At 44.1% G+C, this 19,729-nt stretch carries 16 protein-coding genes and 1 tRNA gene; 8 read left to right on the top strand and 9 right to left on the bottom strand.

Features of this window, described 5'->3' with window-relative positions; all coding sequences use genetic code 11:
- The first annotated feature begins 153 nt into the window (after positions 1–153).
- Entirely contained in the window at positions 154–2,166 is a 2,013-nt protein-coding gene (locus N646_RS06025; RefSeq protein ID WP_017821141.1) for an NADPH-dependent 2,4-dienoyl-CoA reductase, read from the top strand.
- A gap of 60 nt (positions 2,167–2,226) precedes the next feature.
- On the opposite strand, the gene N646_RS06020 is transcribed toward N646_RS06025, so the two are convergent.
- Positions 2,227–3,543, bottom strand: coding sequence for an MFS transporter (locus N646_RS06020; RefSeq protein WP_017821142.1), 1,317 nt, complete (start codon positions 3,541–3,543; stop codon positions 2,227–2,229).
- 173 nt (positions 3,544–3,716) lie between these two features.
- Between N646_RS06020 and N646_RS06015 the strand changes: the two genes are divergently transcribed.
- Positions 3,717–4,265: an NAD(P)H nitroreductase gene (locus tag N646_RS06015; RefSeq protein WP_005380711.1), complete on the top strand. Its 549-nt coding sequence runs from the start codon at positions 3,717–3,719 to the stop codon at positions 4,263–4,265.
- A gap of 103 nt (positions 4,266–4,368) precedes the next feature.
- Entirely contained in the window at positions 4,369–6,336 is a 1,968-nt protein-coding gene (locus N646_RS06010; protein WP_017821143.1) for a DNA topoisomerase III, read from the top strand.
- A gap of 44 nt (positions 6,337–6,380) precedes the next feature.
- Here N646_RS06010 and N646_RS06005 read toward each other — a convergent pair whose 3' ends face one another.
- Both N646_RS06005 and N646_RS06000 read right to left on the bottom strand, forming a co-directional pair.
- Positions 6,381–6,587 (bottom strand): hypothetical protein, encoded by a 207-nt coding sequence (locus N646_RS06005; RefSeq protein ID WP_005380717.1) that lies wholly within the window; start codon positions 6,585–6,587, stop codon positions 6,381–6,383.
- Positions 6,588–6,770: 183 nt separating this feature from the next.
- Positions 6,771–7,460: an SDR family oxidoreductase gene (locus tag N646_RS06000; protein ID WP_017821144.1), complete on the bottom strand. Its 690-nt coding sequence runs from the start codon at positions 7,458–7,460 to the stop codon at positions 6,771–6,773.
- Positions 7,461–7,731: 271 nt separating this feature from the next.
- On the opposite strand from N646_RS06000, the gene N646_RS05995 reads away from it, so the two are divergent.
- Positions 7,732–8,655, top strand: coding sequence for a histone deacetylase family protein (locus N646_RS05995; RefSeq protein ID WP_017821145.1), 924 nt, complete (start codon positions 7,732–7,734; stop codon positions 8,653–8,655).
- A gap of 193 nt (positions 8,656–8,848) precedes the next feature.
- On the opposite strand, the gene N646_RS05990 is transcribed toward N646_RS05995, so the two are convergent.
- The 3 genes from N646_RS05990 to N646_RS05980 all read right to left on the bottom strand — a co-directional run bounded on the left by N646_RS05990 (position 8,849) and on the right by N646_RS05980 (position 11,153).
- Positions 8,849–8,939 (bottom strand) — tRNA-Ser (locus tag N646_RS05990).
- 155 nt (positions 8,940–9,094) lie between these two features.
- Positions 9,095–10,903 carry a DUF3413 domain-containing protein gene (locus tag N646_RS05985; protein WP_005380721.1) on the bottom strand — a complete coding sequence of 603 codons (1,809 nt, stop codon included), beginning with the start codon at positions 10,901–10,903 and terminating at the stop codon, positions 9,095–9,097.
- Between the two features lie 22 nt (positions 10,904–10,925).
- Positions 10,926–11,153: a YejL family protein gene (locus N646_RS05980; protein ID WP_005380722.1), complete on the bottom strand. Its 228-nt coding sequence runs from the start codon at positions 11,151–11,153 to the stop codon at positions 10,926–10,928.
- 85 nt (positions 11,154–11,238) lie between these two features.
- Between N646_RS05980 and yejK the strand changes: the two genes are divergently transcribed.
- The 3 genes from yejK (at position 11,239) to N646_RS05965 (ending at position 14,916) form a co-directional block, all read left to right on the top strand.
- Complete coding sequence (gene yejK / locus N646_RS05975; RefSeq protein WP_005380723.1) at positions 11,239–12,237, top strand: nucleoid-associated protein YejK; 999 nt, start codon at positions 11,239–11,241, stop codon at positions 12,235–12,237.
- 82 nt (positions 12,238–12,319) lie between these two features.
- Complete coding sequence (locus N646_RS05970) at positions 12,320–13,648, top strand: Hpt domain-containing protein (RefSeq protein WP_031777231.1); 1,329 nt, start codon at positions 12,320–12,322, stop codon at positions 13,646–13,648.
- Positions 13,649–13,752: 104 nt separating this feature from the next.
- A complete protein-coding gene (locus N646_RS05965) occupies positions 13,753–14,916 on the top strand; it encodes a hypothetical protein (protein WP_017821147.1) in 1,164 nt (387 codons plus the stop codon).
- A gap of 90 nt (positions 14,917–15,006) precedes the next feature.
- On the opposite strand, the gene nhaC is transcribed toward N646_RS05965, so the two are convergent.
- Entirely contained in the window at positions 15,007–16,440 is a 1,434-nt protein-coding gene (gene nhaC, locus N646_RS05960) for a Na+/H+ antiporter NhaC (protein ID WP_005380726.1), read from the bottom strand.
- Between the two features lie 431 nt (positions 16,441–16,871).
- Between nhaC and asd the strand changes: the two genes are divergently transcribed.
- Positions 16,872–17,987 (top strand): aspartate-semialdehyde dehydrogenase, encoded by a 1,116-nt coding sequence (gene asd, locus N646_RS05955; protein WP_005380727.1) that lies wholly within the window; start codon positions 16,872–16,874, stop codon positions 17,985–17,987.
- Positions 17,988–18,044: 57 nt separating this feature from the next.
- Here asd and N646_RS05950 read toward each other — a convergent pair whose 3' ends face one another.
- Positions 18,045–18,908, bottom strand: a complete 864-nt coding sequence (locus N646_RS05950) for an ion transporter (protein WP_005380728.1) — start codon at positions 18,906–18,908, stop codon at positions 18,045–18,047.
- A 35-nt stretch (positions 18,909–18,943) separates the two neighbouring features.
- Positions 18,944–19,582, bottom strand: coding sequence for a YchE family NAAT transporter (locus N646_RS05945; RefSeq protein WP_005380729.1), 639 nt, complete (start codon positions 19,580–19,582; stop codon positions 18,944–18,946).
- Between the last annotated feature and the right edge of the window lie 147 nt (positions 19,583–19,729).

Below are 19,729 nucleotides of genomic sequence, written 5' to 3'. Positions count from 1 at the left end.
ATAACATTTTTTTAGCTTATCACGACCACTCAACAATTGGCATATTTTCACACGAGATTGATCGGTGTTACAAAAATGTAAACGCTTGTTTGATTTTTTGGTTGAGCAGGCTTAATCTGGTCAGACCATGATAATAACAATGGATGTTAAGTGATGTCTGCCATGTACCCAAACCTATTAAAGCCACTGGACCTCGGTTTCACACAATTACGAAACCGAGTTCTGATGGGATCAATGCACACGGGCTTAGAAGAGCACAAAGAAGGATTACACAAGCTCGCTGCTTTTTATGAAGAACGCACGAAAGGCGGTGTCGGACTGATTGTAACCGGAGGTTTTTCTCCTAACTTACGCGGTCGTTTACACCCGTTGAGTGCTGAATTCAGCAAGCCAAAACATGCTAAAGCCCATAAAGTTGTGACAGAAGCGGTGCACAAGCACGGTGGTAAAATTGCGTTGCAAATTCTCCATGCTGGGCGTTATGCAATGCATCCATTCTCGCAAAGTGCATCTGGCATTAAAGCGCCAATTGCAAAGTTTGCTCCGAGTGAAATGAGCGACCGCCAGATAAAGAAAACCATCGACGCGTTTGCTAATAGTGCGGAGTTAGCACAGCTTGCTGGTTATGATGGCGTCGAGTTAATGGGCTCGGAAGGTTACTTGATAAACCAATTCTTATGTAAACGTACTAATATGCGTTACGACGAATGGGGTGGCAGCTATAAAAAACGTATGCGTTTTCCGCTAGAAATTGTTAAAGCGGTACGCAAGGCGGTAGGTGACAAGTTCATCATCATCTTCCGTCTTTCTATGCTGGATCTTGTCGAGCAGGGCAGCACTTTTGAAGACGTTATCGAATTGGCGAAAGCACTTGAAGAGGCTGGCGTCACGATTATTAATACGGGTATCGGTTGGCATGAGGCTCGAATTCCGACCATTGCGACTCAAGTACCACGCGGTGCGTTTACATGGGTTACGGAAAAAGTTAAACCTCACGTTTCGGTTCCTATTATCACTTGCAACCGTATAAATACGCCAGATGAAGCAGAACGTATTTTATCTTCAGGTCATGCCGACATGGTTTCGATGGCGCGCCCATTCTTGGCCGATCCTTACTTTGTTGCTAAAGCCGAACAGGAAAAAGCGCAGCTTATTAATACGTGTATTGGTTGTAATCAGGCGTGTCTAGATAACGTGTTTAAAGGTAAACGCGCCAGTTGCTTAGTGAACCCTCTAGCGTGCTATGAAACCGAAATTGTTGTTGAACCAGCCTTTAAAAAGAAAAACATTGCAGTTGTTGGTGCTGGACCTGCGGGCTTGGCTTGTGCGACCACACTGGCTGAACGTGGCCATAAGGTTGATTTGTTCGAAAAGAACGACCGCATCGGTGGTCAGTTCCGTCTTGCGATGCAGATCCCTGGTAAGGAAGAGTTTCGAGAGACGATACGATATTTCGCTAACCGTATTGATGAAACAGGCGTGAATCTGCACTTATCGACGGAAGCGAACTATGACTTACTCACAGAATACGATGAGATAGTGATGGCATCGGGTGTTGAGCCACGTAAAGTCAATATTGATGGAATTGATAACCCAGAGAAAGTCGTCGACTATCAAACTCTCATTCGAGACAAAACGCCAGTCGGTGAGAAAGTGGCTATCGTTGGTGCTGGTGGCATTGGCGTAGATGTCGCGACCATGCTCACAGAGCCAGTTGGACAAACGTTGGATGACTGGTTGCATGAATGGGGAATCGACAAGGAGATGTCTCAGCCGGGTGGTTTATATCCTTACCCTGATGCGGTCAGCGATAAAGAAGTCTGGGTACTTCAGCGTCGTAAAGGTCGTGTAGGTAAAGGTCCGGGTAAAACGACAGGTTGGATCCATAAACGTACCCTTGAAAAACGGGGCGTACATTTAGTCGGTGGCGTGTCTTACGATAAAATTGATGATCAAGGTTTGCACATTCATGTAGATGGAAAAGAACAATTATTGAACGCGGACAAAGTCGTCATTTGTGCGGGGCAAGAGTCTGTTCGTCCATTTGAAGATAAATGGTCTGAACTCGGAGAGAAGATTCATATCATTGGCGGAGCTGACCATGCGGGTGAACTTGATGCTGTGCGTGCGATTCGTCAAGGTGTTAAATTGGCGGTAAAACTCTAGCTTTTTAATGTGTGTTTACCATGAAAGCTGCGCTTTGAGCGCAGCTTTTTTTGTATAGAACTAGTCACTGATATCTGGCAGTTGTTTGGCCATTACTACGCCAGCAAGAGTAATAAAAGAGAACACTAACACCACTGCTGAAAGGCTCAAAAAGTTCGACATAACACCAAGAGAACTCATTAGAAGCAGCATTATTCCAACCACCGTGTTACTCACGGCTACATAGCTTGTCCGCTTGTCACCTTCTGCGATATCAACTAAGTAGGTTTTTCGTCCGACTCGTATTCCGTCGTGGGCAATACACACACAAAAGTAGAGCAGAGGAATCACGAATAGGAAGCTTTGGCTAGCGGTGACCCACGTATCGTAAACAAATAAAACAACGCCAAGTAGCGCGCTCATCGTTGCGCCGATGACCATCACACTGCGGCTAGAGCGATCGGACATTCTTCCCCAGAAAGGACCTGACACAAAGGAGGCCAAGCCACTCGCAAACATAAAGAGAGCTAGCACCCAGAGTTGTCCACCGAGAGATTGCTGTGCCAGCACAACGTAGTACGGTGCACTCAGCGCAGAACATAAAAATAGTGTCCGCGTGATAACGAATCGACGAAAGGTCACGTCTGTTTTAAGTAACGCGAGTTGTTTAAATGCCTCAAGGACGCCATTTCTACCACCATCTACCTCACCGGCATACTCATTAATTCGCGCATAGACGAATGCAGCGATGAGCCATATGACGCCCGCTAAGCCTAAACTCAGACCGTAAAAGCGCTCTGTCGGCTCTACGTCCCATAACCAGGCTAGTGCCAGAAGGCTAGCGAAAAGCAGCGTAACTAGGCCAGCAGCGCTTGAAGACCAGCCGTTGACTTGACCTCGTTGGTTTTTAGGGATGGTTTTGCCCAATACATCTTTTGATGCGACGGAATTTAAACCGCGTGAGAGGCTGAAGATCACAAGGCATGCAATCACACCATAACCCGCAGCTGCTCCTGTCAGAGTTAATGCGACCACTCCGATTGCAAATATGGAAAGAGCCTGCAAGATGCTGCCAATTACCCAGACCCATTTTCTTACTGGAATGCGTCGGATGTAGTGCGCGATGCTAAGTTGTGGGATAAGGGAACCTGATTCACGAATAGGAACGAGCCAACCAATTAAGTAAACCGGTGCCCCGAGACTTTGTAGTATCCACGGCAACGTGACTTTAGGATTGATTAACGCATCGCCGACTTTCGTTAAAAACTGAGCGAGAATTATTTTAAGAAAGTTGCCGGGAACTTGATGACAAGCTGATTCAGGAATCGCCTTACAGGCACGGGCATCTTCGTCATTAACGATCTTTTCGTAAATGCTGTTTTGTTTGTCCTTGTTCATCAACCTGCCTATGTTCAACTTATTCATTTCGCGAATAAATTAACATTAAACCCAGATTGATGTTAAGTGAAGCACGTTATCAAGCCCACAGAAAACCGGTTGTTATTCGCAGGAGCAGATTGTGCTAAAGTGGCGTAAACAAAATAACAACGATATTCAATAAGGATTCTTTCATGGACGCTCTCGATCTTTTGCTCAATCGCCGATCTATCGCGAAGTTATCCGCGCCTGCTCCAGAAGGTAAAGCACTTGAGAACATCATTCGTGCTGGCCTTCGTGCGCCTGACCATGCGGGATTAACCCCTTGGCGTTTCGTTATCGCACAGGGCGATGGTTTGAAAAAACTGTCAGATATATTGGTAAAAGCGGCAGAAGCTGAAAATAGTGATGAAGCGGTGGTCGAAAAGGTAAAGAATGCCCCATTTCGCGCACCAATGGTGATCACGGTGATTGCTAAAGTAACAGAACATGAGAAAGTACCAGCACTAGAGCAACACTTATCTGCGGGATGCGCTGTACAAGCGATGCAAATGGCAGCTGTAGCGCAAGGCTTTCAAGGGTTTTGGCGCTCAGGTAAGTGGATGTTCCATCCAGAAGTTCATCAAGCATTTGGTTTAGAGGGTGACGATGAGATTGTTGGTTTCTTGTACTTAGGCACGCCTGGTTGTACACCGATGAAAGTTCCTGAGCGTGACCTTTCTCAGTTTGTTGAATTCCTATAACTAAAAACTTAAATAAACTGACTGTTTATTTATACAGTTTTTCTTGATTTATTAGGGCTACATTCGTTAATGTGGCCCTAATTATATTTATTTCCAAAACGTTATGTCTCGTCTGTTTATTGCTGAAAAACCAAGCTTAGGCCGTGCGATTGCCGCTGCACTGCCAAACCCTCAAAAGAAAGATCAAGGATTCATCCGCTGTGGGAACGGGGATATCGTTACTTGGTGTATCGGCCATTTGCTCGAACAAGTCGAACCTGACGCTTACGATGAGCGTTATAAAAAGTGGAATATGGCAGATTTACCAATTGTTCCGCAGCAATGGCAGCTCAGACCGAGGAAAAGCGCAAGTAAGCAATTAACAGTGATTCGTAAATTGCTCAAAGAAGCTAACGAAGTCATTCATGCAGGAGACCCAGATCGAGAGGGTCAGCTGTTAGTTGATGAAGTTCTGGACTATTGCAAGTTATCTAAAACCAAGAAGGAATCCACACAGCGTTTGCTGATTTCCGACTTGAACTTACCTGCGGTTAAACGCGCACTCAGTTCTATGCGCAGTAATCGCGAGTTTATCCCACTTTCAGTTTCTGCATTGGCCCGCTCTCGGGCTGATTGGCTGTATGGTATGAACATGTCTCGTGCTTATACCTTGCTTGGTCAAAAAGCAGGGTATCAAGGTGTTCTCTCGGTAGGGCGAGTGCAAACGCCAGTTCTTGGCTTAGTGGTGCGTCGTGATGAAGAAATCGAAAACTTTGTCCCGAAGGACTATTTTACCCTACATGCTCTGATCCCATATCAAGATGCCAATGGTACTTTTGATATTCGTGCTCGTTGGAAGCCAAGTGAGGCATGCAAGCCTTGGCAGGACGAAGAAGGTCGAGTATTAAACCGTAAGTTGGTAGAAAATGTTGCAAACCGTATTGCAAATCAACCCGCAAAAGTGACAGAGTCGGAACAAAAGCAAACCAAGCAATCAGCACCATTACCTTATTCGTTATCTGCTTTACAGATCGATGCCGCGAAGCGCTATGGTATGAGTGCGCAACAAGTACTAGATACTTGTCAGGCATTGTATGAAAAGCACAAGCTGATCACTTACCCGCGTTCAGATTGTCGCTATTTGCCGATGGAACACTACTCACAAGCAGGGACGGTGACAACTGCTATTGCGAATAACGCAAAAGAGTTGCAAGTTGCCGTTCAGGGAGCAGACTTAACATTAAAGTCCAAAGCCTGGAACGATAAAAAAGTGGATGCACACCATGCGATTATCCCTACACCGAAGCAAGCTAATGTGAATGCGCTTTCAGGCAATGAGATGAAAGTGTATCAATTGATTGCGCGCCAGTACCTCATGCAGTTCTATCCGGCGGCGGTTTACGCAGAAGCGAAATTGGTTTTCGATATCGCTGGTGGTACGTTTGTCGCGAAAGGTCGTCAGTTAGTTTCGCCGGGTTGGAAAGCGCTAATGGGCAAAACTGACAAGGAAGATGAAGGTATTGATGCCGTGCCACCGCTACCCGAAGGCACCGTGTTAACTTGTCGTGAAGGGGAAATAAAAGACCGAAAAACCGAGCCACCAAAGCATTTTACCGAGGCATCGCTGTTGCAAGCGATGACCGGGATCGCCCGTTATGTTGCGGATAAAGAACTGAAAAAAATCCTTCGTGACACTGATGGGCTAGGCACGGAAGCGACTCGCGCTGGTATTTTGGACACGCTGTTCAAACGCCAACTGCTTACGCGTCAAGGTAAGTCAATTCTCAGTTCTCCTGCGGGAAGAGGTCTCATTCATGCCTTGCCAGAAGATTCAACATACCCTGATATGACGGCTCATTGGGAGCACCAGTTACAAGGTATGGCAGAGAGAAATCAAGCATATCAGCCGTTCATGCAAGCACTGGAACAACGCATTGATAGCTTGATGGCACAAGTAAAAGCAGGCCCTATCCCTGATTCATTACGTCATTTACCCAAGGTGGAACGTCCTGCGTTTAAACGTAAAAAGCGCAGTTATTCAAAGAATGGTGGCGCGACTAAATCTCGTGCAACCAAAGGTAAGCAGGCATAGGACAAGCGCGGTGTAATTAAACACCGCGCATGCTTGAAAATAGATTACTCGAACAGATCACCGTGGTTTTGGATCGCGCCTCTTACTTCACCTTGAGTTAACACGCGTTTGTCCAGTACCTCTTTCACCTGGTTGCCCAAGTCAACTAATGTATCTCGATTCGCTTGAGTTTGGCGTTTACCAGCACTTCTCAAGCAGTAATTTAGTTCGTGCTCTTCGCTAAAATTAACCAAATCCCTATCTGCTGCCATCGTGCTTTCTCCTTATTTGTTCTACTTTTTCCTAAGTCTGGATTGGATGTAGATAAATTCAAGTTAGATTGCGCGAATTATGCTGGTGGATCACTGATGAACATTATGTTTGCCAACCAAGTCACGATTATGAAGCCTGGCTTTGATGGTATTTGGTTTAGTGATGGTTGTGTCTTAATGCTGCTACCAAGGTAACTCAGTACCATCGTAGTTAATAAATCGACCTGAAAGCTGCGGTGTGCTCAGTTCTATCACGTTCGCTAGGCCTAGCGCGGAGGTTTGCGTATCTATCAAAGCATTTGGCCCGCCCATCGCCGTTTTTACCCAACCAGGGTGAAGCGCTAAAACGGTAAATCCTTCAGGTGTTAAATCATTACTTAAGCTTTTCACAACCGAGTTAAGCGCCGCTTTCGATGAGCGATAAATATAGCCGCCGCCGGACGTATTTTCGGTCATACTGCCGACTTTTGATGAGATACAAGCAATCTTTTTCATCTTGCCTTGTTGTAAGCGAGGGTAACAGTACTCAACCAGTTTTAATGGAGCAATGGTGTTTACTTCGAAGACTTTACGCCATTCTTCTACGTCAGTATTTCCAAAGCCATATCCCTTGGGCCCGTAATATCCTGCATTATTGATGAGTAAGTCGATGGCAGGGAGTTTATCGGCAAGCTTAGCGACTTGTTCGTAGTGCGTGACATCCAGTTCGTGCAAAACTAGATTGCTGAATTGTGAGGCTAGAGTTTGTAGTTCTGAACTGTTCTCTAAGGAACGGCTAGTAGCATGTACTTGGTGGCCTTGCTTCAGGTACAGCTCAGTTAAGCTAAGGCCAATGCCGCGATTTGCTCCGGTAATAAAGACGGTTTGACTCATACAAACACCTATGTTTTTTTGATTTCAGTTGAAAGTCATTGTGTTAGCTAAGCACAATAAAATCAACCAACCACCACGCACCAACAACAAGAGATGAAAATAGGGACAGAGCACAAAGAGAGCCAAACAGTGCGCCGAGAATAGCAAAGAAAGTAGAATTCATATGTATATTAAATTTAATTGATATTGAAAATCATTATCAATTAAATTGCGTTTTATTCAACCCTTGAAGTTGATACTATTTCGTTACCATTGTTATTAAGAATTTCTCATGCTGCCACTTATCTACCACCCGATTTATTCTCAACTTGAGTTGCCAGAGGGGCATCGTTACCCAATTATGAAATACCAGTACCTCTATGAATCGGTATTGGTGCATATGGAGAAAGATAACTGGAAAGAGCACACGCAGTTTTTCCAGCCCGAAGCATTAACTGTTGGGGAAGTAAAACGTGTTCATGACGAGGAATACGTCGAGTTACTTGTTAGTGGAAACATGCCAGCTGCGAAGATGCGCCGAATAGGTTTTCCTTGGAGTGAGTCTCTCATTACCAGAACGCTAACTTCAGCTGCGGGCACGGCTCTGACCGCAAAAAAGGCACTTGAGTACGGAGTGGCCATTCATTTGAGTGGTGGGTATCATCACGCACACAAAGAGTTTGGTAGTGGTTTTTGTTTATTTAATGACTTAGTGATCGCGGCCAGGCAAGCACTCGAAGTTGAGCATGTCGATAAAGTATTGATCATTGACAGTGATGTTCATCATGGGGATGGAACAGCAACTTTATGTGACGATGAGCCATATATCATCACGCTTTCTTTCCACTGTGATAAAAACTTCCCAGCGAGGAAGCCTCAGTCTGACCTCGATGTACCTTTGGTGCGAGGGACAGGTGATGAGGATTTTTTAATGGCGTTTAAAGAAGTGGTCGATATGGCACTTAATCTTCATCGCCCTGATTTAGTTATCTACGATGCTGGTGTCGATATACATCAAGACGATGAGCTTGGATATTTTGATGTGTCGACTCAAGGGATTTTAGAACGTGATAGATTTTTAATGCAAACAGTGAAATCTCGAGGTATCCCTGTCGCAGCTGTCGTTGGAGGTGGATATCGAACGAATCATGCTGACCTCGTCCCAATCCATTTGCAGCTTATCAATGCCGCTAAAGAAGTCTTTATTGATGAGTAGATACAACTAGATGTAAATATCAAATTGATTCAACACTGGAACGAACGAAAAGGGCATTAATTTTTTGTGGGTTCTTTCGGAGTGTGGCGGAGTGCTTAGTTGCGTTCAAGAAGTGATAAGTGATTTGTACAAATCTTTTAAGTCTGGAGATGCGAAAAAGCCCGCTAATTTCTTAGCGGGCTTTTTCTAAAAGTGGCGGAGAGATAGGGATTTGAACCCTAGATACGCTATTAACGTATGCCGGTTTTCAAGACCGGTGCTTTCAACCACTCAGCCATCTCTCCGTTGTTGAGGCGCATAATATAAGGCTTTGAAAATGTTGTAAACCCCTAGTTGAACTGATTGGATGTTTACTGCGCAAATTTGTGGTTTGTGTTGTTTAAATAAACAAAAACTCCCCCAAAAAGGGGAGTTTGAATAGTATATGGATTGCTAGGTATTAATCGTTTTTAGAATAAAAACGCTGTAACTCAGTTAAACCTTGCATCAAAACTGGCAACTTCGGTGCATCATCTCGAAGTCGTTTGTAGTTTTTGTCATACAGCTTGTAGTTGCCAAACTTATCGATCACTGTGGTTTGTGAGCTAGTAATTAAGGCAAGCTCGCGAGTATCGCCCGCCAAGATCCAGCGACGACGGCTTTCATCGAATAGGTTGCGACCACTACTGTAATCATATGGGTTGGAAGATACGCCGAGCATATCTTGCAACAGTGTAACTGAGAGGTCCAAGTGACTTGTGCTGTGATTAAATTCGCCAGCCAGCATTCCAGGCCAATGGATCACCATCGGAACTTGTAATTGATAACGGCTGTAGTTGCTGTTTGCTCCCCAGCTGTTCGTATTGGTTTCGTTAAATTCACTACCGTGATTAGAAGTGATGATTACGATGGTGTTTGTCAGTTGTCCCGTCGTTTCTAGTTCATCAATAATACCGGCGATAGTTCTATCCGCCGACTTCACTGCATATTCATAAGCTTTTTTGAATCGCTCACTTGCGGGCATTTCTTCGTCATTATTTGAAGGAATCGATTCAAAATTATCAACGGTGGTGACTTCGATGTAACTAAACCATGGCTGACTTGCTTTCTCTGCTAACCATGTATTCCAGTTTGCGATAGATTGTTTATCGGTATGAGCTTGCGTGCCATCTAGGTCTTCCGCTAAGTTCAAGTCGCGGAAAATAATTTCTGAGTAGAGATCATCTTCAAACCCACTACCACTGAATAAACCAAAGTTGTAGCCCTGATCTTTCAGTACATCGAGCAATACTGGGGACGCACCTTGCGCCTTGATGCTTGATGCATAACTGGTCGGTAAGCCATAGAACAAACCAAAGGCCCCGTATGTATCATTACTTGAGCTGTAATGATTACGGAAGTTCTGATTGTTTTCAGCAAACTCATAGAGGTTAGGCATCTCTTCTTGGTTAAGCGCATCCGCTCGTAAATTGTTTATGCTGATCATCAACACATTGAGCTTATTAACTCGGCGGTTAAACTCAAGCTTTTCAAGAGGGTAGTTGACTAACTCTACGTTGCCTTCGTTTTCTGCTAAACGTTTTAGGTATTCCTCACGGTCAAGTAGACCATGTTTTTCCATAAAACTCTTCGCCGTCATCGGGTAAGACAACGGGAAGTTTGAACGCTGGCTAGTAATTGGGTTGTAAAAATACGCATCTGCCCAAATGTAAACCAAATGGCTGGTCATAAAGCTGAGGAAAAAGACGGCCGCGAGAGGGCGTCCTACGTGCTTATGAGATAGTTTGCGCTGTTTTCGCCATACCCATTCGGATAGTGCGAGTTGAATAAGGAAGATCAGCGGCATCACAACAAATAAATGTTGTAGGTCAGTGCTGAGTGCACTTTTGTCTTCGCTGAATAGTAACTCCCAGACAACGGGAGTTAAGTGCAAATTGATCGACTGATACGCTTGGGTATCAATTAATAATATGGTTTGCCCAACGGTTGCGAAAATCACTGCCACCAAACGGAACAATTTCCGCGATGGCAGGATAAACGTCAACGGGAATAGAACAAGCAAGTAAAGTGCGAAAACTAGAAAGCCAAAGTGACCAACCCAAGAAACCGCCAGATAAAACTGACCAAGTAACGTCTCGGGCCAAGGAGACTGAACAATGTAGCGTGTGCCTATCAACATCGACGCAACGATATTGAAGAATGCAAACCAGTGACCCCAACCAACTAGTCGAGATACACGTTCGCCGTATGAGTTTCCGCTGTCTACCATGTATGTGTTCTATTGTCCGTGATTAGTGTGTTTTTGGTGTTTCTAAAGAAGACATCAGCGCCTGAGCAAATTTTTCAGCAATCGCTTTGCGTTGTGAAGCAGCAACACGTTGATTTAAGACATTGGTTGCGATATTTCCGGCAATCATTAGCGTCAACTCAGGAGAAGCAGCGTGTTTTTCAAGAACTGTTGCTACTTCAGCAAGAATTTTTTCTACTTGCTCGTCAGTATATTTAGATGTAATCGGCATAAAGACTCTAATAATGATAGTAAAAGCGGCTTATGATAACCTACAATGCCCATCAACTAAAACCTTGTAGCAAGATAAAATCACTATGAGTCTTCATCTTTCAAACGTTATTCTGCATCAACTGTGCAAAAACGATCAGGACGAGCTGGTTGTAAACTTTCGTCCAGCATCATTAGAGAACGATGCATCTACAGAAAACTTAGTCGCTGAGCTTCACCGAGTATTCCATTCTAAAGCTGGTAAAGGTTTTGGCGCTTTCCAGTCAGACAGCGAATTTCAATTTTGGCTTCAAGAAATGCGCAAAGGAGAGCGAGATTTTTACGACTTCTCACAAATTAGTGCAAATCGCTTGAAAGAAGAGTTGATTAAGTACCCATTTGCGGATGAAGGTATCTTGGTTTTCGCAGAGTATCAGAGTTTAGCAACGGACTACTTGTTCATCGGTATCCTACCAATGAATCAAAGTTTAAAAGTGACCGAAGGTTTGGACATCAGTGCGACAGATTACTTAGATATCACCAAAATGGATATTGCCGCACGCATCGACCTGTCGAGCTACGAGACCGACAAGGAATCCAATCGTTATCTGCAATACATTAAAGGACGCGTTGGCCGTAAAGTGGCGGACTTCTTCCTAGATTTTCTGCAAGCGGATATTGGCTTAGATACTAAACAACAAAACTTAGTGTTGATGCAGGCGGTGGATGATTTTTGTGCTGACTCGAAGCTAGAAAAGCAAGAAGTGAACGAGTACAAGAAACAAGTTTACGACTACTGCAATGAGCAAATTAAATCCGGTGATGAAGTTCAAATCTCAGAGCTTTCCGGAGAGCTTCCTCAAAGCCAAGATGGCACGAGCTTTATGGATTTCACCAAAGAGCAAGGGTACGAACTTGAAGAGTCTTTCCCAGGTGATCGTGCGACGGTTCGCAAACTGACTAAATTTGTTGGAGCTGGTGGTGGTTTGAATATTAGCTTCGATAGTCTCTTACTTGGCGAGCGTATTTTTTATGATCCAGAGACGGATACCTTAACGATTAAAGGGACGCCTCCAAATCTAAAAGATCAGTTAAGTCGCAATTAAAATCATATCGTTAAATAAAGAGAGCAAACGGCTCTCTTTTTTTATGTGAATAAGAAACATCCATAGTATATGCTTGTAATTAATGGAGATATGCGAGGGGCAAGTGTTGCTGAAGCTAAAAGAAGGAATACGGCGGTTTGTTTGGTTCTGGTTCGTTTTGTGGTGTGTTTTAGCACTTGGCATTTGGCTGCAAGCCAAACAAACGATTCAAACGATTTCGACTGTAAATGAGTTAGGAAGTAAAGTTGAAGAAGTCAGGCACTTTTTTAACTTCGATCTGCCTTACCGTGTTAAACACGTCGACCAAATTTCACTGAAACTTCAGTTGGCTTATGCAGTTCGCTTACAGCTTGAAAGTGAGTTTTCTGAAGGGAAAATCACACCAGACATCACTCAATTACTTTATACGACCGACCGATTTTTAGAAAGTGCTCGAGCTTTTGTAAGAAGTGACAGTGAATTGGTTTCGTTAGCAGAACAGTTACGAAGCAGCCGTGCTCGAACAGAAAACTCTGAGCAAATTCAGGCAATGTACTATCGCTTAGGTGCGCTTGTTTTTGAGTCTGTCTTTAGTGACTCTGCAACGAATAGCGATACTTACCGTGACTTAGACCGACTTTTTATTGAATCAGAGACGCTCTCTCCCGAAGAGCGAAGCGCTCTTCAGCGCCAGCTTGCTCAAACCTCAAGCGCACTATCTGCTCAGGCACAGGGCAGTTATTTATCTAATCAACTGCTTAATCCAGATTTCCCGAACCAGTTAACTTCGATAAATGAGCAGTTGGAACAGAAGCTAATGACTTTTATTGTTTGGCTGTCTGTAATCAGTGGTTTGCTCCTTTTCCTCATTTCATGGGGAGCCTTCTCCCCAAAAACGATTCAACCGATACCACTACCCAGAACCGATGATAAAAAGTCAGAGCAAGTTGGCGATGATGAAAATGGAGCTAACACTGTTCCCTCAGCTCAGTCAGAAAATTTTCAAAACGTCCAAATGAACGAAAAAAGTTGTAATGAGGTGAATTCATCACAAGTGGAAGTAGTGGAACGTGAGCCGTACATAGATATCAATAAAATGTTAGATTCTCTGTCTGGTGACGAGGGCGCTGTGCGGATGTTACTGGAGGTCTTTATTCAGGACCACTCTGGCGATGGCACTAAAATGTATCAGCTGTTAGAAGAGGATAAAGAGAAAGCGCAAAGAGCCGCACACAGTCTTAAAGGGGTCTCAGGGAGTTTAGGTGCAATGCCATTGCACTGTATTTCGGGTGATATTGAACTGTTGATTAAACAAGGGCAAAAAGTGCCGGAAGAGAAGTTGGCATGTTTAGATGATGTCCTAAAACAAACCATACTTTTTGCTAATAATGCTCTCAATAGTGAAAAGATAACAGAAGCGCTAACAGATTGATATTGCTCTGACTTAATGTCATAAGAGTTGAGGTAATAAAGGCTCGAACTATATGACTTAGTTCGCTTTATTCCTGTTCTATACAATTTGTTAAAGGTGTTTTCATGTCCGTTCGCCGAATGTCTTCAATGATGTTGATAGGGCTGGTTATGATGCTTTCAGGGTGCTCCCTGCTCGAAGTCAAGATCGAGAGTCAAACCGTCCCTCTTACCAAACAAGAGCTCAATATGCGTCTTTTGACTCGTGAGTATGCGCAGCAGTTTTTTGCTCAGGTTGAGCAAGCAGCAGATGCACTACACGAACAATATGAGCCTCATGATAAAGTTCATCAATCTTATATTTTACTTTGGAAGATAAATGCTGAAGAAGGCATCCAAGCTTCTGCATACCAAGTGTCCCCAATGGCTGCACTGATTGATACATGGACTTTCACGCTACAAATGGAACAGTTTTTTATTACCGCTTCTGGTAATGAGCTCTTTGCGTCTGATGAGGCCAAGTTAGTTTCCGTTTATTTAGCGAAAGAGGTAGATAAACTGGCTCAATCTTTATTGAAGAAAGAAGCATACATCAAGACAAAAACGTTTGTTGCAGAGTTCGCCAAGCAGCATCCATTCGCTGATTTAAGCATGATTAGGACTCCGGCTTACCGTAGGTGGTTAGATGCAAACCAAATTAGCGAAGAGGAAGCCGTTACAACGCTAGGCACGATGCCAGAAGCACTCGGGGATGTCTCTGATCGTCTAAGTCTGGTATCAGAGCAGACACCAAAAATTATGACGTGGAAAGCGCAGTTGTTGGCCTTGAATAGCTCTGCCAGTATCGAAAAAGTCAATGCGGCGCTCAATAGTTTGCAAGTTACCGCTGATTCGATGAGGGATTTTATCGATAACAACCCAGAGTACATGCGCTATTTGGCAGAACAAATGGCGCTGGAGTTACAACCTTTGGTTGACGATATCGATCAAAGGACGGAGGCGCGTTTATCTCAGTTGGGTGAAGAACGCCAAGCTATAGAGCTGATGGTTGCCAGAGAGCGCCAAGAAATCGCACAGATCATTACCCATGAGCGCGAGAAGTTTGCTCAAGATATGGATCGAGTGTCGCAAGAGGTTGTGAATCTCGCCATGACTAAGCTGATTGAACTTGTCAAAAGTACCATCATCTACTTTATTCTGTTCATTGCCGTTATATTCTTTGCACCGCTTGGCTTGGGCTATTGGTTTGGGAAGCGTGCAGCCGTGAAAACGCCAGTCAAACAAAGCTAACGATTTGTTTTGGAAATAAAAAAAGAGCGCTTTAAAGTGCTCTTTTTTAGTATTGAATTCGGAAGGGAGGTTCTTCCTATCTCTGCGAAGTTAAGCGGTTTGCTGCTTTAATTCGCCTTCAGCTTCTTCAACTGCTTCTGCTGTTGGTTCGCACTTATCAACAAACCAACCCATGTAAGAAGTGAAGATCGTTACGATGATACATACAAAACTCAGCCACATGAACGGGGCATAAGACAGTGTAGCAACACCCAAAATACTGGCCATGTAGATACCGTTGTCACTCCAAGGGACCATACCTGAGGTTAGCGTGCCGCCAAATTCTGCGTTACGAGACAAATTCTTACGTTTGTAGCCTAGACGGTCATAGTTCTTCGCACAGATTTTTGGGGTCAGAATAAGTGAAACGTACATCGCTGAACCAAATACGTTGCCCATAAAGGCCGTACCAATTGTGCTTGTTGCCAATGAACCTGCACTTTGAACGCGTTTTTCAAACAGCTTCGCGATAGTCTCTAGCACGCCTACTTTATCTAGTAGACCGCCAAAACCAAGGCCGAATACGATAACCGCTACCGACCCAAGCATTGAAGACATGCCGCCACGGTTAAGGATTGAGTCAATGAAATCTACGCCAGATGAGATTGCAAACGGAGCCCAAGCCGTGTTGAACGCGGTTAGGAAATCGACATCTTGGATCATCACTGCCCAAATAATACCTAGCAGAGAACCAAAACTGATCACTGGGAATGAAGGCATACGCATCGCTAGAAGTGACAATACGATGATCACAGGAACAAATGAGTAAGGGGTGATGTAGAACTGCTGTTCCATCGCTTTAATGACAGAGTCTACCTGGCTCATGTCAACTTGACCTGCGTAGTGGAAGCCAAATGCAGTAAACATAATGCCTGTAATAATGTAGCTAATGAGTGCTATCGGCAACATACCTTTAATATGTTCCATCACTTCAACGTTAGACATAGATGAAGCAAGGATTACTGAATCCGATAGAGGCGACATTTTGTCACCAAAGTAACAGCCTGAAAGTACGGCACCTGCAGTGATTGGCGCAGGAACACCAAGACCTTGACCGATACCCATCATTGCAATACCTGCCGTGCCAGCCGCACCCCAAGATGTGCCAGTCGCTAGCGCAGTCAATGAACAGATGATCATGGTCGCCAGCAAAAAGATGGAAGGGTGGATTGCTTTAAGGCCGTAGTAAATAATGGTTGGAACAATACCACCAGAGATCCAAGTACCTACAAGCGCGCCAACGGCCAAAAGGATTAAAACGGCTCCAAGTCCATTGGAAATGCCATTTAGTGCTGCTTTTTCCAGATCTTTATACTGATGGCCAAGCTTTATGCCCAATATCATGACAATGAACCAACCGATGTATAGCGCTAGCTGAATCGGTAGGTCTAGCTTGGCTGTGAACGAAAATGCCAGCAGGAGAAATAAACCGAGCGAGATAAATACCTGTATCAAGCTTGGTAGGCGTGGTGTAACTTGCTTCATATGTGCCTCTGTCAATCTTGGAGCAATAGAGGAAGGCGCTCCTTGTTGTAATCGCGCATAACATACATTAACAAAAATTATATTTCGAACATTTGGTGTTTTATCTTGATGTTCGTCGGTAAAAACGTTTGCTTGTGAAATTAACTGTTAGTTTGTTTTAACTTTTTTGGTTTTAAATGTTGTGTAATGTGAAATTATTGTGCTTCATGTGTTATTTTCTCATTGAGTGGTAAGACCAATTAGGGGGCTAAAGTGCTTTCCCTACTTGAAAAATGGTTAAAACCGCAAACCAAACACTAAAAAATCTCGTGTAACCCGGTTTTTCAGAGGAAAAGGTTAAAAAACGCGCTTATTTACAAAATAGGGGTTGAGATTTTGCTGTGAAAAATTAACTATGGGGTAGGTTTTTTAATACATGGAGAGTTAATACGATGAGAGTTGGTTTAGTTGGTTGGCGCGGTATGGTTGGTTCAGTCCTTATGCAGCGTATGGTTGAAGAGAAAGACTTCGACCTAATCGAACCAGTATTCTACAGTACTTCTCAAGTTGGTATTCCTGCTCCTAACTTAGGAAAAGACGCAGGCTTACTGCAAGACGCGTATGATATTGAAAGCTTAAAACAGCTTGATGCGGTAATCACCTGTCAAGGTGGTAGCTACACAGAAAAAGTTTTCCCTGCACTTCGTCAGGCTGGTTGGAAAGGCTACTGGATTGATGCGGCCTCTACGCTACGTATGGCTGAAGATTCGATCATCACACTTGATCCAGTGAACTTAAAGCAAATCCAACAAGGCATCCACGGTGGCACGAACACATTTGTCGGTGGTAACTGTACGGTTAGTTTAATGCTAATGGGGCTAGGTGGTCTATTTGAGAAAGGCCTTGTTGAGTGGACAAGCGCAATGACTTACCAAGCCGCATCTGGCGCTGGTGCGCAAAATATGCGTGAATTGATCTCGCAAATGGGCGTTATCAATGACTCTGTTAGCTCTGAACTTGCAAACCCATCAAGCTCTATCCTAGATATTGATAAGAAAGTCGCGGATACAATGCGCAGCGGCTCTTTCCCTACCGATAAATTCGGTGTGCCACTAGCTGGTTCGTTGATCCCATGGATCGATGTGAAGCGCGATAATGGTCAGAGTAAAGAAGAGTGGAAAGCGGGCGCTGAGGCGAATAAAATTTTGGGTTCTCAAAGTTCACCTGTTCCAATTGACGGTACTTGCGTGCGTATTGGCGCGATGCGTTGTCACTCTCAAGCACTTACTATCAAGCTTAAACAAAATGTACCAATGGACGAAATCGAAGAAATCATCGCCACTCATAACGATTGGGTGAAAGTGATTCCTAACGACCGTGACATCACTGCTCAAGAGCTAACGCCGGCAAAAGTTACGGGCACAATGTCTGTACCAGTGGGTCGTCTACGTAAGATGGCAATGGGTGATGATTTCCTAAATGCTTTCACTGTTGGTGACCAACTGCTTTGGGGTGCTGCGGAGCCATTGCGTCGTACTCTGCGAATTATTCTGTCTGAGAAAGCATAATCACATCAATCCTTTATTTGATGACAAAATAAAAGAGCTCCTTAGGGAGCTCTTTTTTCATGCGTCGTCTTCTGTTCGAACGACTCTTTTGTCTGGATCGGCCAGTTCACTACCACAATGTTTACAGTAAATTGCGTCAGAGTCGTGCCCTGCGTGGGAGCAGTTTGGGCATTTCACCAATACTTTGTGCGATTGCATCTCTTGGTGTAATTCGGCAGTGAAAATACCTGTAGGTACCGCCAAAATGGAATAACCCAGTAACATGGTGAGTGATGCAAGCCCTTTACCCAGGTCTGTTTGAGGGACCAAGTCACCATACCCAACCGTTGTGATGGTCACGATCGCCCAATAAATACTTTTAGGAATGCTAGTAAATCCGTTTTCAGGTCCTTCAATGATAAAAATCAACGAGCCGAAAATCGTTACCATAATGGCGACGGAACTAAAGAAGATAAAAATCTTTCTGCGCGCCATAAGCAGTGAACGTAAGAGGATATTGGACTCTTGGAGGTATCGGACTAACTTGAGTATGCGGAATATTCGCATCACTCGCAGCGCCCTGATCACACCCATAAACGAAGCGGATGGGAAGAAGAGTGCTAAATAAGTGGGCAAAATCGCAAGTAAATCGACGACACCATAAAAACTCTTTGCGTAGGCGGCAGGTTTAGGAGAGCAATAAAGCCTTAGAAGGTATTCAATCGTGAATAGGCCAGTAAATGTGTATTCAATAAACTTCAGCTCTTTTTCCCACTCGGCCCGAACGGAGGGTATCGAATCTAACACCAGTACGATTAACGAACTGATGATCGCGATAATGAGAGCAATATCGAACGTTTTACCAGCTTTGGTATGAGTACCAAAAATGGTGACATATAGAGTATGTTTAAGAGAGTCAGTCGTCATGACAAAGCGATCCATTGTTGAATCGCTCTATCATACAATTTTATAGAAACTCAGGCTAATCCTGGAAATAAGTTGCGTAAGCCATTCGCAATGAACTCTATGCCAAGCGCGCCCAATATCAAACCCATGATACGAGTAATGACGTTGATTCCAGTTTGACCTAAAAATCGTACGATCAATGGGGCAGAACGGAATAATAGCCATGAACAAAGGCAGAACAAACCAATCGTAATACTAATGCCCACGGTATCGAACATGCTTGGGTAGCGTGCACCATAAACAATAGTCGAACTGATTGCACCAGGACCTGCCATTAAAGGCATTGCAAGAGGGACCACACCAATCTGTTCACGACTGACGTATTCCGTTTTCTCTTGTTTGTTCTGCTTATCTTCCCCCAGTTTACCGCTCATCATCGAGAATGCGATGCTAAGTAATAGCAACCCGCCAGCGACACGAAACGAATCCAGAGAAATACTGAACATGTCTAACAGTAACTGACCAGCAAAAAGCGAAATGATCAGGATGATCGCAACAGCCACATTTGCTGTTGTTGCCGTATTGCGCTTTTCGTCTGGTGTCATATGCCCGGTTAGTGACACAAACACAGGCATGATACCAACAGGGTTTACTGCGGCTACCAAACCGAGAAAAAACTGCAAGAAGATAGCAAGTTCAAAAGTTTGCATGTTGCGTACTCATCAAAGTTCACATTAGTGAAAAGGAGAAGGGGTAATTTGGGCGTAATGTAAGGCAAAAGTTAGGTTGTAAGAAATGAAAAAAACTAACGCATTCCCTGCCATTTAAGTGAGAAAAACTAATTCTTTAATAAACTG

This window comes from Vibrio alginolyticus NBRC 15630 = ATCC 17749, assembly GCF_000354175.2.
GTDB classification, from domain to species: domain Bacteria; phylum Pseudomonadota; class Gammaproteobacteria; order Enterobacterales; family Vibrionaceae; genus Vibrio; species Vibrio alginolyticus.
The sequence above is the reverse complement of the archived record's forward strand: the minus strand, read 5'-3'. Positions and strand labels throughout refer to the sequence as shown.

Excerpts from the sequence above, each read along its gene's own strand:
- N646_RS06025 (WP_017821141.1), top strand. The coding sequence starts at position 154 with ATGTCTGCCATGTACCCAAACCTATTAAAGCCACTGGACCTCGGTTTC.
- N646_RS06020 (WP_017821142.1), bottom strand. The coding sequence starts at position 3,543 with ATGAACAAGGACAAACAAAACAGCATTTACGAAAAGATCGTTAATGAC.
- N646_RS06015 (WP_005380711.1), top strand. The coding sequence starts at position 3,717 with ATGGACGCTCTCGATCTTTTGCTCAATCGCCGATCTATCGCGAAGTTA.
- N646_RS06010 (WP_017821143.1), top strand. The coding sequence starts at position 4,369 with ATGTCTCGTCTGTTTATTGCTGAAAAACCAAGCTTAGGCCGTGCGATT.
- N646_RS06005 (WP_005380717.1), bottom strand. The coding sequence starts at position 6,587 with ATGGCAGCAGATAGGGATTTGGTTAATTTTAGCGAAGAGCACGAACTA.
- N646_RS06000 (WP_017821144.1), bottom strand. The coding sequence starts at position 7,460 with ATGAGTCAAACCGTCTTTATTACCGGAGCAAATCGCGGCATTGGCCTT.
- N646_RS05995 (WP_017821145.1), top strand. The coding sequence starts at position 7,732 with ATGCTGCCACTTATCTACCACCCGATTTATTCTCAACTTGAGTTGCCA.
- N646_RS05985 (WP_005380721.1), bottom strand. The coding sequence starts at position 10,903 with ATGGTAGACAGCGGAAACTCATACGGCGAACGTGTATCTCGACTAGTT.
- N646_RS05980 (WP_005380722.1), bottom strand. The coding sequence starts at position 11,153 with ATGCCGATTACATCTAAATATACTGACGAGCAAGTAGAAAAAATTCTT.
- yejK (WP_005380723.1), top strand. The coding sequence starts at position 11,239 with ATGAGTCTTCATCTTTCAAACGTTATTCTGCATCAACTGTGCAAAAAC.
- N646_RS05970 (WP_031777231.1), top strand. The coding sequence starts at position 12,320 with ATGGAGATATGCGAGGGGCAAGTGTTGCTGAAGCTAAAAGAAGGAATA.
- N646_RS05965 (WP_017821147.1), top strand. The coding sequence starts at position 13,753 with ATGTCCGTTCGCCGAATGTCTTCAATGATGTTGATAGGGCTGGTTATG.
- nhaC (WP_005380726.1), bottom strand. The coding sequence starts at position 16,440 with ATGAAGCAAGTTACACCACGCCTACCAAGCTTGATACAGGTATTTATC.
- asd (WP_005380727.1), top strand. The coding sequence starts at position 16,872 with ATGAGAGTTGGTTTAGTTGGTTGGCGCGGTATGGTTGGTTCAGTCCTT.
- N646_RS05950 (WP_005380728.1), bottom strand. The coding sequence starts at position 18,908 with ATGGATCGCTTTGTCATGACGACTGACTCTCTTAAACATACTCTATAT.
- N646_RS05945 (WP_005380729.1), bottom strand. The coding sequence starts at position 19,582 with ATGCAAACTTTTGAACTTGCTATCTTCTTGCAGTTTTTTCTCGGTTTG.